Source organism: Arachnia propionica (genome assembly GCF_900637725.1).
GTDB lineage: Bacteria > Actinomycetota > Actinomycetes > Propionibacteriales > Propionibacteriaceae > Arachnia > Arachnia propionica.
The window spans coordinates 2673507-2687947 of the sequence record NZ_LR134406.1 but is presented as its reverse complement, the minus strand read 5'-3'; the positions used below and the strand labels follow the sequence as shown (position 1 = coordinate 2687947).

At 66.0% G+C, this 14441-nt stretch carries 14 protein-coding genes and 1 tRNA gene; 3 read left to right on the top strand and 12 right to left on the bottom strand.

Annotated features, from left to right (window positions below; all coding sequences use genetic code 11):
* Nucleotides 1-83 precede the first annotated feature (83 nt).
* On the bottom strand, nucleotides 84-998 hold the full coding sequence (locus EL272_RS12035; protein ID WP_014847474.1) for a WD40 repeat domain-containing protein: 915 nt from the start codon (nucleotides 996-998) through the stop codon (nucleotides 84-86).
* A gap of 399 nt (nucleotides 999-1397) precedes the next feature.
* Between EL272_RS12035 and EL272_RS15515 the strand changes: the two genes are divergently transcribed.
* Nucleotides 1398-1754, top strand: coding sequence for a hypothetical protein (locus EL272_RS15515; protein WP_174525748.1), 357 nt, complete (start codon nucleotides 1398-1400; stop codon nucleotides 1752-1754).
* Here EL272_RS15515 and EL272_RS12025 read toward each other — a convergent pair.
* The 6 genes from EL272_RS12025 to EL272_RS12000 all read right to left on the bottom strand — a co-directional run bounded on the left by EL272_RS12025 (nucleotide 1694) and on the right by EL272_RS12000 (nucleotide 7264).
* A complete protein-coding gene (locus EL272_RS12025; RefSeq protein ID WP_014847473.1) occupies nucleotides 1694-2650 on the bottom strand; it encodes a carbohydrate kinase family protein in 957 nt (318 codons plus the stop codon). The two genes, EL272_RS15515 and EL272_RS12025, sit on opposite strands and share 61 nt — an antisense overlap.
* 21 nt (nucleotides 2651-2671) lie before the next feature.
* A complete protein-coding gene (locus EL272_RS12020) occupies nucleotides 2672-4060 on the bottom strand; it encodes a sugar porter family MFS transporter (protein WP_014847472.1) in 1389 nt (462 codons plus the stop codon).
* Nucleotides 4061-4670: 610 nt separating this feature from the next.
* Entirely contained in the window at nucleotides 4671-5306 is a 636-nt protein-coding gene (locus tag EL272_RS12015; protein ID WP_126409440.1) for a hypothetical protein, read from the bottom strand.
* 341 nt (nucleotides 5307-5647) lie between these two features.
* A complete protein-coding gene (locus EL272_RS12010; protein ID WP_041696668.1) occupies nucleotides 5648-6415 on the bottom strand; it encodes a PhnD/SsuA/transferrin family substrate-binding protein in 768 nt (255 codons plus the stop codon).
* A gap of 1 nt (nucleotide 6416) precedes the next feature.
* The gene (locus EL272_RS12005) at nucleotides 6417-6899 is read right to left on the bottom strand and encodes a PAS domain-containing protein (protein WP_051015041.1); all 483 of its coding nucleotides are present in this window, start codon (nucleotides 6897-6899) and stop codon (nucleotides 6417-6419) included.
* Nucleotides 6896-7264 carry a roadblock/LC7 domain-containing protein gene (locus EL272_RS12000; protein WP_014847467.1) on the bottom strand — a complete coding sequence of 123 codons (369 nt, stop codon included), beginning with the start codon at nucleotides 7262-7264 and terminating at the stop codon, nucleotides 6896-6898. Before EL272_RS12000 ends, EL272_RS12005 begins: the two co-directional genes overlap by 4 nt.
* A gap of 409 nt (nucleotides 7265-7673) precedes the next feature.
* Between EL272_RS12000 and EL272_RS11995 the strand changes: the two genes are divergently transcribed.
* Nucleotides 7674-9581, top strand: a complete 1908-nt coding sequence (locus EL272_RS11995; protein ID WP_061788003.1) for a VWA domain-containing protein — start codon at nucleotides 7674-7676, stop codon at nucleotides 9579-9581.
* 64 nt (nucleotides 9582-9645) lie between these two features.
* On the opposite strand, the gene EL272_RS15510 is transcribed toward EL272_RS11995, so the two are convergent.
* From EL272_RS15510 to EL272_RS11980, 3 genes are all read right to left on the bottom strand, one after another.
* Nucleotides 9646-10839, bottom strand: coding sequence for a serine/threonine-protein kinase (locus EL272_RS15510; RefSeq protein ID WP_061788002.1), 1194 nt, complete (start codon nucleotides 10837-10839; stop codon nucleotides 9646-9648).
* On the bottom strand, nucleotides 10832-11260 hold the full coding sequence (locus EL272_RS11985; protein ID WP_014847465.1) for a hypothetical protein: 429 nt from the start codon (nucleotides 11258-11260) through the stop codon (nucleotides 10832-10834). Before EL272_RS11985 ends, EL272_RS15510 begins: the two co-directional genes overlap by 8 nt.
* 107 nt (nucleotides 11261-11367) lie before the next feature.
* The gene (locus EL272_RS11980; protein WP_014847464.1) at nucleotides 11368-11733 is read right to left on the bottom strand and encodes a DUF6463 family protein; all 366 of its coding nucleotides are present in this window, start codon (nucleotides 11731-11733) and stop codon (nucleotides 11368-11370) included.
* Nucleotides 11734-11770: 37 nt separating this feature from the next.
* On the opposite strand from EL272_RS11980, the gene EL272_RS11975 reads away from it, so the two are divergent.
* Nucleotides 11771-12415 carry a TetR family transcriptional regulator gene (locus EL272_RS11975; protein WP_061788001.1) on the top strand — a complete coding sequence of 215 codons (645 nt, stop codon included), beginning with the start codon at nucleotides 11771-11773 and terminating at the stop codon, nucleotides 12413-12415.
* A 393-nt stretch (nucleotides 12416-12808) separates the two neighbouring features.
* Here the strand turns inward: EL272_RS11975 and EL272_RS11970 are convergent.
* Both EL272_RS11970 and gad read right to left on the bottom strand, forming a co-directional pair.
* Nucleotides 12809-12896, bottom strand: a tRNA-Ser gene (locus EL272_RS11970).
* A gap of 48 nt (nucleotides 12897-12944) precedes the next feature.
* Nucleotides 12945-14348, bottom strand: coding sequence for a glutamate decarboxylase (gad, locus tag EL272_RS11965; RefSeq protein WP_061788042.1), 1404 nt, complete (start codon nucleotides 14346-14348; stop codon nucleotides 12945-12947).
* Nucleotides 14349-14441: the final 93 nt, after the last annotated feature.

Sequence of the window (14441 nt, the reverse complement as noted above, 5' to 3'; positions counted from 1 at the left end):
TCGGGAACGGCCAGCGTGGGCAGGCGGGTGAAAACCCTCGGGAAGAGAATGCGGCAGCCGGCGTGTGAAGACCAGCGACGACATCACATCGGGGCGGTGCGGGAGCCGGTGAGCGGGACCTTCGCGGAACACTCCCAGGTTTCCGTGTCCCAGAAGCGGATCGCCCGGCCGGTGGTGCTGGCCACGAGGTTTCTTCCGGGACCCCAACCCACGGCCTCGACCCCCGGGTCCTGGAGGGCGCGGATCAGTTTCCCGGAGGTGGCCTCCCAGACCCGGACACCTTCGAGACTGGGAGCGGTCAGGATCCGCTTCCCGTCGGGGCTCCAGGAGGCATCCCAGGGAAACGGGTACCAGTCCTCGACCGGCTCCCGATAGCCGAAGGTCCGCAACAGCTCACCCGTTCCAGCATCCCAGAGGCTCGCCAGGCAGTTTTCGTCGGTGGTGGTCAACAGGTGTTTCCCGTCGGAGCTCCAGGTCACGGTGCAGACGTGGGCTCCGTGTTCCAGGACCCGCAGCGCCCGGCCAGTCGCGACATCAAGGACCTGGGTGGTGACATCTCCCGCGGTGGCCAGGCGGTCACCGCCTGGACTCCACGCAAGGGCCAGGATGCCTTTCCAGTGGCTGGTGCCGAGCCCACCAGCGCGGGTTCCGGTGCAGGCATCCCACAGATGCACCTCCTGCGGCGCCCCTGCGGTCGCGATCCTGGTGCCGGTGGGGCTCCAGGCCACCGCGCGGGTGGCATCGCTGGAATCCAGAGCGGTGAGCAGCTTTCCCGAAGCGATTTCCCAGACCCGGGCAGCGCCTTGCCAGGACCCCGTGACCACGCGGCCGCCATCGGGGTGCCAGGCCAGCGACCACACCGGTTCCGGGGCGAGAAGCTTTCCGGCGGTCGCATCCCGGATGTAAAGGCCCTGCCCGGAACCCACCGCGATCCGTTTCCCGTCTGGGCTCCAGGCCAGTGAGACGGCATCCGAACTGCTGTGGCGAGGACGTGGCACCGGAGCATCCTAGCGGCGTGTCCTGTAAATAGTGGAGGCTCATTCACAGCCTCCCCGAAGTTGGTTGAGCCGGCCTGCGACGAAGGAGCAGTCCACCTCGAAACCACCAGAGTCCGCCGCAATTCCCAAGACACGACCACCAGGGGTTTCGACACGACCAGCTCGCAGAGCGAGCAGGCCGGCTCAACCAGCTGCCAACCCTCGAAACCTGGGCCACAACCCCCTCACCAGAGGAATGCGCTGGCCGGTGCCCCCACCTGGTGCGCTACTGGATGCAGCTCGACCCAGAACCACATGATGCTCCAGCAGCGGAGGTCATCGACCTGTCGGCTCTCCGGCGCCGCAAACCCGGTTTGGCGCCGTGCCCAAAGGAGGAAGGCCAAGGATCGACGAGTCCGAGTGGGAGGGCGACATGATGGAGGGCTCCGAGCGTGGCTGGCCGCTCGGCACTGGACCGATCTTGAGGCGGGCCGGGCGTTGCTGGATGACCTGGTGCTGCACGACGAGTTCCTCCACACCCTGCGCCTGTTCCTCGACATCCACGACTACGACGGCAGGGCCCCGTCAGTCATCAAGCCCGCTGATCAGCTGATCGTGCAGCGGGGCCGCGAGAAGTGGGCAAAGAAAAACGCCGACGGCGAGATCGTCCAGTCCGAGAAGGACGAGGACTGGACGCTCTCGCCGTCGACTCTGGGTCAGGCCAGACGCAGGTCCTTGGCCTTGACCGCAGCGACCTCCTCGTGGGTCGGTGCGTAGGCACCCGCGCGCTGGACCGTCAGGCCCGACGTGATCGTCGCCCGGTGCAGCGCCGGCATGATGTCGTCCCAGCCTGCGGACCGGAGCCGGCCCTTGGCCTCACGGCTACCGAGCAGGTCGGCGTCGAGCAGGCCCGAGATGAGGCCACCCATGAACGAGTCGCCAGCGCCGACGGTGTCGACGACGTCAGTGGTGAGAGGGTCGATCACCAGCATGTCGCGCGCGGAGGCGAGCTTGACGTAGATGCCCCACGGGCCGCGGGTGACGATGACCAGGCTCGGACCGAGCTTCAGCCACTGCCGCATGACCTCCTCGACGGGGGTGCTCTTGCCGTAGAGCCACTCGAGGTCCTCGTCGGAGACCTTGACAACATCGGCCAGCGCAACGAGCTCCTCGACGCGCCCGCGCGACTTGTCGGGGGACTCCATGATCGCTGGACGAGCGTTGGGGTCGTAGGAGACAGTGCCGACCTGAGACATTGCGCGGGCCGCCTCCAGGACCTGGGTGCCGCCGGGTTCAAGGGTCGCGGCGAGGCTGCCGGTGTGGAGGTGGGCGATCGCCTCCGGGGCGGGCAGCGGCGGTACCTCCCACGACAGGTCGAACTCGTACTCGGCGCTGCCGGCATCGTTGAGGCGGGCGTACGCGAGCGATGTCTTGGCGGCTCCGTCGCTGCCGGGCACGATCCCGACGCCGTGGTCGGCGGCGTAGTCCTCGATCAGTTTGCCGTGGTCGTCGCGACCCCACCAGGCCCCGATCAGGGCGGGCCGGCCGAGGCTGGTGATTACGCAGGCGACGTTGAGGGGGCTGCCGCCGACGTGCTCACTCCTGGTGTCGTCGCGGATGACGACGTCGATGAGCGCCTCGCCGAGGCAGAGGACGGGCTTGGGTTGAGTCATGGGGACCTCCTTGTCGGTCGGCTACTTGTTGAGGCCGAGTTTGTCTTCCATCTCCTCGAGTGGGATGCCCTTGGTTTCCGGCATCTTAGTCAGCACCCAGACGAGTTGACCGAACATGCAGACCAGGAAGATGGAGAACGCCCAGCCGCCACCCCAAGCGCCGATGATCGGCGGGAACGCGTAGGTCGTGATCGCGGCGAATACCCAGTGGGTCAGCGAGCCGAGGGACTGACCGAGGCCGCGCACGCGCGTCGGGAAGATCTCGGAGATGAACACCCAGATCACCGACCCTTGACCGAAGGCATGCGCCGCGATGAACACCAGGAGGCCGACCAGCACCAGCGTCGACGAGGTCGAGTTGAAGTGACCCTGGAACATGAACATGACAGCGGTCAGGAAGCCCATCGAGACCAGGTAGCCGATGGAGCCGACGATCATGAGGGAGCGACGACCGATGCGGTCGATGACGGTCAAAGCGGCCATTGTCGCGATCAGGTTCATCAGGCCGACGGCGACGGACATGAGCAGGGCCGCGTTGTCGTCGGCACCCGCCTGCTTCATGACCTCGGGGGCGTAGTACAGGATCGCGTTGATGCCGGAGAGCTGGTTGAACATGGCGATGAAGAACGCCAAGGCGATGACCTTGAAGTAGCGGCGCGTGAAGAACTGGCTCAAGGTGGCCTGCGACCCGGCGGAGGCGAGCTGGTCGCGGATCTCCTGGATCTGTTCGTCGGACTCCTCGACGGTGTTGCAGAGGCGACGGCTGATGGCGATCGCTTTTTCCTCGTGGCCCTTGGCCATGAGCCAGCGTGGCGTTTCGGGAACCGTCATCAGGAACACGAGGAACAGCACCGACGGGACGACCATCACGCCGAGCATCCAACGCCATGCGATCTCCTGGTCGTGGACGATAAGATCGATGATGTAGTTCGACAGATAGGCCACGAGGATGCCGAGGACGATGTTGAACTGGACGAGGCCGACGAGGCGGCCGCGGACCCTCGCTGGGGCGATTTCCGCTGTGTAGATCGGCGCGCACACCGACGACAGGCCGACGCCGATGCCGCCGATGAAGCGGAAGATCATGAGCACCAGGTGGCTGGGCGCCAGGGCCGTTCCGAGGGCGCCGAGTACGTACAGGATGCCGATGAAGAACAGCAGCTTGCGGCGGCCGAAGCGGTCTGCAGAGCGGCCACCGATGAGCGCGCCGATGATGGTGCCGACGGTGGCGATGGCGACGGTGGCGCCGAGGCCCCCGTCGTCGAGGTGGAACTGTTTTTTGAGCGCAGCGTTGGCTCCGGAGATGACGGCGGTGTCGAAACCGAAAATCAGGCCGCCAACGGCGGCGACAATGGCGCTGCGGATGACGAGCGAACTCGCCTTGGCGGAGACTTGTGCGCTGTTTGACATCGCGACTCCTTGTTCTCGAATTGGATGGAAGCGGGTACAGCGATAGAGGTGGTCGGAACACCACTTTGTTCCGGCTCGTCAGCGACGAACCGGCATCGCTGGGAAGCGTAGTCCGGATGGGGTACCGCTGGGTGGAAGGCGAAAAGATTCCCCACTGTGAGACGCGACCAGGTGTGATGTCCAGCGAGATTGATCGGCCTGGTGACGGGTGGGGCCTGCGGTGATTGTAGGTGTGGACCTGCTCGACGGTGACGCCTCGCTCATGGAACCAGACCACAGCATCGCGCAAGACCTCGACGGCCGTCTTCTCGGGCCTGGTCGTCCCGGGCCTCGACGCAGACGACGCGGGAGTGGTCATCGATCACGGCGCGCCGGAACACATCACAACGTTCGGCCGCGCGTGGGATGGACCAGTTGTCGTCGACGATCAACCGAGCGAGCTCGGGGTGTGGGGACAGCATTGGCATGGGTGGCGTGGGCCACCGGAAGACCTCTTGTTGTGGTGCTGGTTCCCTGGACAGCTCCGCTCCACTGTGGGAGGCCTTCCCCGATCCACACCTCAAACAGATTCGTCGCATCGTGACCCGACCAACGTGCCCGGACATCACACCTAGAACGTCGTCGTGTTCGTGCTGCTCATGAACGCGCCGTGGCCGGTGATCGTGTTCCAACAGGTCATGCCGGCCAGCTCGGATGCGCACGTGTAGTCGCCGTGGTAGACGACGGTGCCGTACGGCACCACCTGTGGGGGAGTTTCCGGTCTTTGGAAAGCGGGGGCCTTGTTCTTGGACTTGATCGTGGGCTCCTCCAGGCCGGGAGAATCGCTCGTGGACATCTCCACCCACCATTTCGGTCCTGCGTGATCGCGACCATAAGGCATGTCCGTGACGTAACTGTCGATCCCGCAACCGACGTACGAGTGCTGGTCGGAGAAGTCGCAGCCGATGTTCTCCGCTGGGTTGATTATCGTCGCCACATCCTGATGGACGGCGGTGACCGGGGTTGCATTCTCGGGACGTGGGCCACCTGCCCCCGGGTAGGCGCCGGGAATCTGCACCGGAGTCCGGGCAGGGCTGGGAGCCGGGGTTGGCGATGGTGTTGGGCTCGGTGACTCGGATGCCGTCGTTGAGGTGGTCATCGTGGCTTCGGGAACCGGGGCGAGCGGTGGATAGCAGCCGACCAGTAGACCTCCGGCCAGTGCTGCGGCGGCAAACAGATTCGGACGACGGCGGAAGTGCTGAGACATGGTCTTCTCCTGGCTCTCGTTGCCCCGGTGGGATCGGCGATACCACGTACCCTGCCACGCGAGGGCCCGCGGGGAACAGCCTTTTCAGGTTGAACACACGCGCGGTGTTTCCGGGTGTCGCCGCGCGTCGTCGGTGCCGACCGGAAACCCCCGGTTGCACGGCACTCAACCCGGATTTGACCGAAAAAGGCAGACAGGGCGGTTGAGGGCTGCCCAACCGGAGAAACGCCCGTAAGACACGGCCGAGGTCGGGAACAGAAGCACTGCAAAAGCACAGCGCCCCGGGCCCTGAGGGGCCGAGGCGCTGTACGTGGGCTTCTCCGCGGTGTTGCTGTTGGTGGCTACCGGTTCGGGGATCCCTCCTGGGCCAGTGCACCCATGAGGTCGATCATGAACTCGGTGTCCTCCTGCCCCAGACGCTCCCAGCCGTGGGGGGCTCCCAGCGCGGTGAGCAACTCCGCATTGGCGGGATCGGCGCTCATCTGCTCCAGGCCATGCCAGATCGGCTCCACGAGATGGGCGATTCCGGGGCTGGCGAGGAGGCTGCTGTGCACCACGTAGATGCGGCTCCGGATCAGTTCCCGGAGCTGCTTCTTCACCATCGACGACAACTCATCGTAGGCGTCCTGCGGGAAGAAACCGACCGGCACCTGACCCTGCATGACCGCTTTCGCGACGAGCACGGGATTGGGTCTGAGAGAGACCTCGATATCCGGGTAACTGAGGTTTGCCGGTTCCAGGAGAATGCGACAGATCCTCTCGACGTCGGGGGCGTCGGTGGCCGCCGCGGTCAGCGGACCCGTCAGATCCGTGACCTTCTGGAACTCGCTGTCGGCGGCAACCGCCACAGTGGCTTCCTTCGCCATGCCACTGGCCCAGGCGACGGGAAGGTATCCCTTGTTCCGGACGAGGTATGCCGTATCCGCTGCGTTTGCATAGACCAGGTCCGCCCTGTTCTCCTCGAAAGCGGCGTGCAGGTCCGCGAAATCCGTGTAGGAGGTCGGGCGGAAGGCTTCGCCCGTGATTCGCTGCAACTTTGTGTTGAAAATGAACCAGTCCGTGACATTTTGGATGTTCACATCGGGACTGATGGCGAACTGCAACGTCATTTCATCGACCCTCGGCCTTCACCATTTCCGTGTACAGCTTTTCCATTTCGGACACCTTGTCCCGCGACGGCTCGCGTCGCACGGAGGTGTGCCCGACGACCTCGCCGTCGCGCACCTTCGGGATCACGGTTGCGTAGACCCAATAGTAGCCGCCGTCAGCCCGGAGATTCTTCACGTATCCGCTCCAGCGCTTGCCCTGCTGGACGGTGGACCACAGGTCCGCGTAAGCGGCCCGGGGCATGTCCGGGTGGCGCAGGATAGAGTGCGGTGACCCGATCAGTTCTTCCTTGGTGAATCCCGACATGATGACGAACGCCTCGTTGCACGTGGTGATCACACCATCTCGGTCGGTCTGTGACACGATCAACTCGCCTGTCGGGAAGCGGGTCTCCACATCGGTGACCACCACCTGACGGCTGCTTCCGTCGTGGTAGGTCCACTGCATGGCCTGCCCCGGGCAGGTCATGTCTTCCAACGTTTTCATGCGAGTTCGCGAGCGAGGTCCTTGGCAGTCGCCTTCATCTCGAAGAGGATCATGCCGAGCTTCGCGTAGCCGTTCGAAATACCGATCAGGACGGCCTCGGGGCCGGCCGCGATGTGGACGATGTAGCCTTCGCTGCCCTTCACGAGGACCTGCTCCAGCTCGCCGCGTTTCAGTTCGCTGACGGCGCGGGTGCCGGTGGCCAGCGCGGCCGCACCCATGGCGGCGACGCGGTCCTCGTCGGTACCCCCGGCCAGGGCCGAAGCGATGGGCAGGCCGTCGAGGGTGACGAGAAGTGCGCCCTCGAGGTCGGGGGTTAGAGCGACGAGCTTTTGCAGGTTCTGATGGATCTGATCAATCCTCGACATGGTCTTCCTTTGGTTTTGCGGTCCGGTGCTGGTCTCCAGCGCCCTGAGCGGTACGGTCATATTAGAAGTTTGGCGATGGAACTGGATGGTTGTCAAAAGTTTAAAGCTCCGCTTTAGTGGCGTCGTCGAAAGTCACTGGCCTTCTCGGGTGAAAGAAGCTTGGTTCGCTTGCCCGAGATGCCCTGGAAAAACGTTCTGGGCTGTTGAGAAGTCGGTGGGTGATGTGCATCCGGTGTGCGCGTTTCGCAGAGGCGAGGCGGCAAGGAGTTCCCCCCGGGGGTGTGGATGGTGGTCCGGGCGGATGGTTGGATCGGGGTTGGTGGCGGTCGGGCGGAGCGTGTCCGCCCAGGGTTTGACATTTGCGACAGCGAACCTTAGATTCGCAGTTGCAAAGATTGGAGGTAGACCGATGAACCGATCCCATCGCCTGGCGGCGGCCTGCGGAGCCTTGCTGCTGGTGTCCGTGTGTGGTCCCGTCCTGCCCGCCGCACACGCGGATGAACCCGCACCCAAGGTCCTGCTGATGCTGGATTCCTCGGGGTCGATGAAGGACGCGGACCCGTCCGGCGGAACCAAGATGGATGCCGCGAAGAAGGCCCTCATACACGCCCTCGACTCCGTGCCCTCGAACGCCGAGGTCGGGCTCAGGGTCTACGGCGCCGACGTCGACGGCAACGGCGCCCCGGGTTCCTGCACCGACTCCCGACTGGCCCATCCCGTCGGCGCCATGGACAAGGCGGGCCTGACCAGCGCGATCAACCAGTTCCAGCCCCGGGGTGACACCCCCATCGCGTACGCGCTTAAGGAAGGGGCGAAGGACCTGGGCGACAGCGGCAAGCGCCACATCATTCTCGTCTCCGACGGGGAGGAGACCTGCTCGCCCGATCCCTGCCAGGAGATCCGTGAACTGATCGCGGGCGGTGTGAGCCTCCAGATCGACACCGTCGGTTTCGGCGTGGGGGACAAGGCCCGCCAGCAGCTGGCGTGCATGGCCGAGGCGGGCGGTGGCAGCTATTACGACGCGAAGGATGCCAAGTCCTTGGATTCTAGCCTCCAGCGGCTCGGCGCCCGCACGGCGCGCGGTTTCACCGTCGAGGGCACCCCGGTGCAGGGGGCGGACATCCCCGCCGGTGCGCCGATGCTGGCCCCCGGGCAGTACACGGACGTCTCGGTGGCCTCCAGCAAGAAAACCGAGAAGTACTACAAGGTGAGGCGGAGCCAACCCGGTTCCACGCTGCGCGTGAACGTTCTCACCCGCATGCCGAACGCCAGCGTCTTCGACTCCCTCAAGCGTGGCTCGTGGATCTGGGCGTTGAAGACCATGGACGATGACACGTGTGCATCCGAGAGCAGCACCGGTCTCGACAGCGGCAAAACCGGGGTCGTGGTCGGGCAGACGCTGGTCGCGCTGCCCACGGATCCCAGGAACCCGGCGTCCAAGGGAACGAGTGATCAGGCCTGCGCCGATGCCAAGGAGTTCTACTTCAAGGTGGAGCGCCTGCCCGGTTCCGGTGGGGCGATACCGATTGAGATCCGGGTGATGGAGGAGGCGCCCGTGGAGAACGCCGGTCAGCTTCCGACCGGGGTGCAGGAGGTGCCCTCGAACAATTCCGAGGGGGCCGGTTCGCCCGCGACGGACAACGTCACATCGGTGCTCGGTGGGGCCAGCTTCAACGACGCCCTCGAGGTGGCTCCCGGCACCTACAGCGTCGAGCTGGTGCCCGGGGAGATGGCCTTCTTCAAGACCCCCATCAAATATGGCCAGAGCGGGATCTTCGCCCTCGACGGTCTCGAACTCTCTCCGGATGTCATCAGGGATTCCGGTCTGACAAACCACGTCGCCGTCTCCTCCGCGGTCTACGCACCGGACTTCAGCCGGATGGATTCGGCAACCAGCGACGAAACCATGTTCTTCATGAGGAAGACTGGCGCGTACTCCAACAATGCCCCGCACATCAATCAGGTGCCGGAGGTGCGCTACCGGAACCGGTGGGATTCCCCCGAGATGCACCACTCCAGCCGGGGTTTCGCGATGGAGGGCTACTACTACTACGCGGTCGCGCTGGGCTATGAAGCGTTCCTGAAAGGGCAGCCCGCGAACGTCAAGTTCTCGCTCAATGTCTCGGGTGAGGCGACCGGGCCGTCCGGTAACGTCCAGGTGAGCGAGGTTCCCCCGGGTGAATCCAGCAGCACCGATTCCGGTCAGGGGAATCTTTTCGGGGATTCCACCAAGCTGGTGCTGTTCGGGGCCGGCGGCGCCTTGGTGGTGCTCGGCGGCGGGGGCGTGGCCTACGTGCTGCTGCGGCGCCGCAGCTGACTGGGAAACTTCACGACGGTGGTTCCGGAATGCCCGGAGCCACCGTCGTTTCGTGCCGGTTCTTTCAGTGCACGTACCAGAGGACCAGCAGGATCACCCCGCAGATGAGCAGCAGTGCAGAGGTGGCGAGCAGCACTCGGTCCGAGACGCGACGTTTCCCCCCGCGTTTCCCGGGGGTGGGGACATCTGCTGGTGGGGGCGTCTCCAGCGCCTGTGTCGGCGGCGGGGCCGGGACGGACGTGTGCGCGGGTTGAAGCGGGCCGGTCGGGGGAGTTTGTTGCTGGGGCGGTGAGATCGCTGAGGGTGGCTGCCGGGGCTGACCGGTCGGCTGGGACGGCAGTTGCTGGGTTCCGGGCGTCACCGGGGAAGGGGCGGGATGCTGGGGGGACATCGGTCCGGGCGTCCCGGGGCGGCGGGAGGTCGTCGTCGGGTTTTCGGAATCCAGCGGCTCCAGTTGCTGGAACACCTCGACGTCCCCGGCGGCGCCGTCCTGCCAGGCCAGTTCCGGGGCCTCCAGGCGTCGCAGGGCCTCCGGTGGGCCCGGCCGGGCCTCGGGGTCGGGGGCGGTGAGGTCACGGATCAGCGACCAGAGGCTCTCGGGGACGCCGTCGGGGGCGCCCGCCTCAAAATCAATGTCGCGGGGGCGGGTGCCGGTGAGCATTGATGCCCCCACCATGCCGACCGCGAACATGTCCACCGCAGGGGTTGCGTCCCCGAGGGCCATCAGCTCGGGGGCCAGGTACCCGGGGGTGCCGTGAACCATGCCGGTTTCGGTGAAGCGTGGCCCGGTGAGGTCGACGGCGATCCCGAAGTCCGTCAGGTAGGCGTGGGGGCGTCCGGTTCCGGTGGCGTCGAGGAGGATGTTCGCCGGTTTGACGTCGCGGTGCACCAAATGGGCGGCATGCACGGCCTGGAGACCGGACAGGAGCTGTCGCAGGATCTCGGCGGCGAAGCGGGGAGGCAGGGCGCCGTGGTCGCCGATCAGCGTCGCGAGTGAACCTCCGGCGACTATGCGCATGGTGAACAGCACCTGGTTGTCCTCGCCGATCCAGCCGAGCGGGGCGATCACGTTCGGATGGTTCACCCTGAGTCCCTGTTCGCGGACGAAACGAAGCAGGGCCGAGGCATCCGACTGCCGCAGCACCTTGGCAGCCACGACCCGGTTCAGTTTCAGGTCGCGGGCGCGCCACACGGCACCCATGCCACCCTCACCGATCAGGTCGATCAACTCGTAGCGTCCTCCGAAGACCTCACCCATGTTTGGCGGCGATCCTCAGCAGGTGGGCGAGTTCCGGGGCGGTGGTGAGCTCGGCGAGTCGCAGCAACTCCTCAGCGGGGGCCGCGTTGTGCAGTTCCCGGGCGGCCGGGTTCATGGAGGTGGAGATCGTGGGTGTGGCCTCCCGGATCTCCTGGAGACGTTCCGTGCGCTGTGCCGTGGTCAGTTTCGGGGCCTGCTGGGACAGCTCGACGAGCGCCTGCAGGCGTCCCAGCACGGCAGGGTTGCCGATCTTGGCCCGCTGTCCGGACAGCAGCTGCGACATCATGGGGGCCGACAGTCCCAGGACCTGGGCCAGGCCCGCCTGGGTCAGTTCCAGGTCGCCCCGGATGCGTCCCGCGATGTCGGCGAGCGGCTCCCCGTAGAGCTGTCGTTGTCGTGCCAAGTTCTCCTCGATCGCCATCTCGCCTCCTTCGCCGACATCCTACGGGACGGGCAACCGGAGGTGTTTCCCGGTTTGCCGGGGCGTGCCGTGCTCCGGTAAACCGGGGCGGTGGGCGTCCCGAGAGGTCAGCGACGGAGGCGGCGTATGAGGCACACCGCCACGGGGAACAGCAACAGCCAGAAACCCGAGGCCGGCATGAGAACCACTCCGGTCAGCGTCAGCAGGCCGAAGAACACGATGAAGGACCACGGGATCGCCACCCCTGAGCGTTCCAGTTGCGCGGCTAGCAGGCCGATGGCGATCAACGCGAATCCCGTCACCAGGAACCAGAAGATCCGACCCCGGGTGGGTGGGGCGTCCCAGACTCCGATCAGGCCCGCGTCCGCCGCGTCGAGCAGCACCTGCCAACCGGCGAAGAAGCCGAGGAGGTTGTGGAGGATTCCGATGATCACGAGACTCCAGCCGACCAGAGGAAAGGTTTTCGATTTCATAGTCAAAAATTAGCACGGATTGGGTACGCTTGCTGCTGTGGGTAGGCCGTCGAAATTCAACGAGGAGACACTGCTGGACGCCGCGCTGGTGGTGGTGGACAGGGACGGGAAGGCTGCCACCACGGCTGGCATCGCGGCCGCCGTGGGGGCCAGGGTCGGGTCGCTCTATTACCGCTTCGCGAACCGCGAGGTGTTGTTGCTGGCGTTGTGGGTGCGCAGCATCAGGCGATTCCAGATCGACTTCCTGGCCGCAGCCGGGTCCTCCAGGGATCCCGGGGAGGCGCTCGCCGCGGCCGCCGTAGCCATTCCCCGTTACTGTCGCGAGCACCCCGGCGAGGCCAGGTCCTTGACGCTTTTCCGTCACGAGGAGGTGCTGGCGCGTCTGGAGGCCGGCGGCGACGAGCTTGCCGCCTGTCCCGGCGACCTGCGGGAGGCGGCCCGGGGGCTCAACGACGAGGTGGTTGCGGTGATGGCGGACTTGACCCGGCGGCGTTTCGGGTCCCTGGAACCCTTGGAACTGGTGCGGATCGCGGTCCAGCAGACCACCTACGGCCTGGTGCGTCCCTTCCTCGGGTCGGGTGCCGGACCGATCCCCGCCTGGCTGGACGACATGGTGGCGGCCATGGTTCCCGCGGCCTTGGCGGTCGCGGACAGCCCGGGATGGTCCAAGGGACGCGGGTGACGCCGAGCGCCTGTCCAATTGCCGAACGCTTGTCTTGCGGTCGGACGCTTGCGCTGTAGCGCTGGCGGACGGCCGTAGGGCTGGCGTTTGCGCGGGAAGGCCAGCAGATTACGGGTGGGCTGGTGGAGTGCGGGAAGGCTGGCGAACCGGGGTGGGGTCTGGGTGGCGCTTGTCTTGTGGTCGAATGCTTGCGCTGTAGTGCTGGCGGACGGCCGTAGGGCTGGCGTTTGCGTGGGAAGGCTGGCGGACGAACTTGAGGCTGGCGTTCGAGCCGGGCGGTCGGGTGGGCCGGCGGGTCGCGGGAAGGCCGGTGAACCTGGGTAGGACGGGCGATTCTCCGGGAAAGACCGAGCCCCGGTGCGGGCACCGGGGCTCGGGATGATGTGATTCTTGTGGCGGAGGATACGAGATTCGAACTCGTGAGGGCGTGAACCCAACCCGCTTTCCAAGCGAGCGCCATAGGCCTCTAGGCGAATCCTCCGCGGGGAACCCTACCCGAGGACCCGGGACTGGGCAAACTCGGCCGGTCTCAGTGGTGGAAACCGGACTGCCTGGTGATCGCCGGCATGGGGGCTGTCAGGGTGTTCAGGTGGTCGACCTCGCAGCGCAGGTCGTCGAGGAAGGCGTGGGCCAGGTCGTGGCTGAAACCGTTGCGGACCACGACGCGCTGCACCAGTTCGTCGGCCAGGTCATCGGGCAGGGGGTAGGTGGGCACCAGCCAGCCCTTCATCCGCAGCCGGTCGGAGAGGTCGTGCAGGCCCCAGTTGCGGCCGGGGCGTTGCGTGAGGCGCCAGGCGAAGACGGGAATGTCGGTGCCGTCGCTGCACAGCTCGAAGTCGTCCATGGCGCCGATCTCGCCCGACAGGAAAGTGGCGACCGACCGCGACGTCTCGTGGACGCGCCGGTACCCGTCGAAACCGAGCCGCAGGAACAAGTAGTACTGCAGCAGCACCTGCGATCCGGGGCGGGAGAAGTTCAGCGCGAAGGTCGGCATGTCGCCTCCCAGGTAGCTGACCCGGAACACCAGATCCTCGGGCAGGTCGTCGGCGGTGCGCCACACCACCCACCCCAGACCCGGGTACACGAGCCCGTACTTGTGCCCCGAGGTGTTGATGGAGACCACCCGTTCCAGCCGGAAGTCCCATTCCAGGTCCGGCTGCAGGAAGGGCGCCACCATTGCCCCCGACGCACCGTCGACGTGGATCCTGACGTCGAGTCCGGTTTCGGCCTGGATGCGGTCCAGGGCGGCCGCGATCCCGGCGACCGGTTCGTAGCGTCCCGTGTAGGTGATTCCCATGATCGCGACCACACCGATGGTGTTCTCGTCGACGTAGTGCTCCAGGTCGTGGCCGTCGAACATCGGATGTTCCCGGCTGACCGGCACGTAGCGCGCCTCCACGTCCCAGTAGTTGCAGAACTTCTCCCAGCACACCTGCACGGCGCTGGACATCACCAGGTTGGGGCGGTCCGCGGATTTCCCGGCGGCGCGGCGGGCCTGCTGCCAGCGACGCTTCAACGCCAGGCCGCCCAGCATCGCCGCCTCCGACGATCCGATCGTCGAGGTGCCGATCGTGTGTTCCGGGTCGGGGGAGTGCCACAGGTCGGCGAGCATCTGCCAGCAGCGGGTTTCGATCTCCGCGGTGCGGGGGTACTCGTCCTTGTCGATCATGTTCTTGTCCGCCGACTCCAACGCCAGGCGGTTGGCGTGATCGTCCATCCAGGTGCCGACGAAGGTGGCCAGGTTGAGGCGGGCGTTGCCGTCGAGCATCGCCTCGTCGTGGACGATCTGGTAGGCGGTTTCCGGCAGCGACTCGCCTCGGGGCAGGCGGGTGCGCGGCAGCTCGGTGGCCTCACCTGGCCGGGCGAAGAGGGGATTCAACTCCACCTGGCGCGTGCCAGCGGATGCGGTGCGGTGGGGGTGTGACGGGCTCATGGCCACCTCGATTCGTTCCGGCGAGGGTGCCTGACCCTCGCATGCTCCGGGGATGAACCGATCCTGCCTCACCGAACCAAAGATGTCCCGGAG

What these genes read in the sequence shown, in the direction of transcription:
- EL272_RS12025 (WP_014847473.1), bottom strand. Translation starts at nt 2,650, where the DNA reads ATGACTCAACCCAAGCCCGTCCTCTGCCTCGGCGAGGCGCTCATCGAC.
- EL272_RS12020 (WP_014847472.1), bottom strand. Translation starts at nt 4,060, where the DNA reads ATGTCAAACAGCGCACAAGTCTCCGCCAAGGCGAGTTCGCTCGTCATC.
- EL272_RS12015 (WP_126409440.1), bottom strand. Translation starts at nt 5,306, where the DNA reads ATGTCTCAGCACTTCCGCCGTCGTCCGAATCTGTTTGCCGCCGCAGCA.
- EL272_RS12010 (WP_041696668.1), bottom strand. Translation starts at nt 6,415, where the DNA reads ATGACGTTGCAGTTCGCCATCAGTCCCGATGTGAACATCCAAAATGTC.
- EL272_RS12005 (WP_051015041.1), bottom strand. Translation starts at nt 6,899, where the DNA reads ATGAAAACGTTGGAAGACATGACCTGCCCGGGGCAGGCCATGCAGTGG.
- EL272_RS12000 (WP_014847467.1), bottom strand. Translation starts at nt 7,264, where the DNA reads ATGTCGAGGATTGATCAGATCCATCAGAACCTGCAAAAGCTCGTCGCT.
- EL272_RS11995 (WP_061788003.1), top strand. Translation starts at nt 7,674, where the DNA reads ATGAACCGATCCCATCGCCTGGCGGCGGCCTGCGGAGCCTTGCTGCTG.
- EL272_RS15510 (WP_061788002.1), bottom strand. Translation starts at nt 10,839, where the DNA reads ATGGGTGAGGTCTTCGGAGGACGCTACGAGTTGATCGACCTGATCGGT.
- EL272_RS11985 (WP_014847465.1), bottom strand. Translation starts at nt 11,260, where the DNA reads ATGGCGATCGAGGAGAACTTGGCACGACAACGACAGCTCTACGGGGAG.
- EL272_RS11980 (WP_014847464.1), bottom strand. Translation starts at nt 11,733, where the DNA reads ATGAAATCGAAAACCTTTCCTCTGGTCGGCTGGAGTCTCGTGATCATC.
- gad (WP_061788042.1), bottom strand. Translation starts at nt 14,348, where the DNA reads ATGAGCCCGTCACACCCCCACCGCACCGCATCCGCTGGCACGCGCCAG.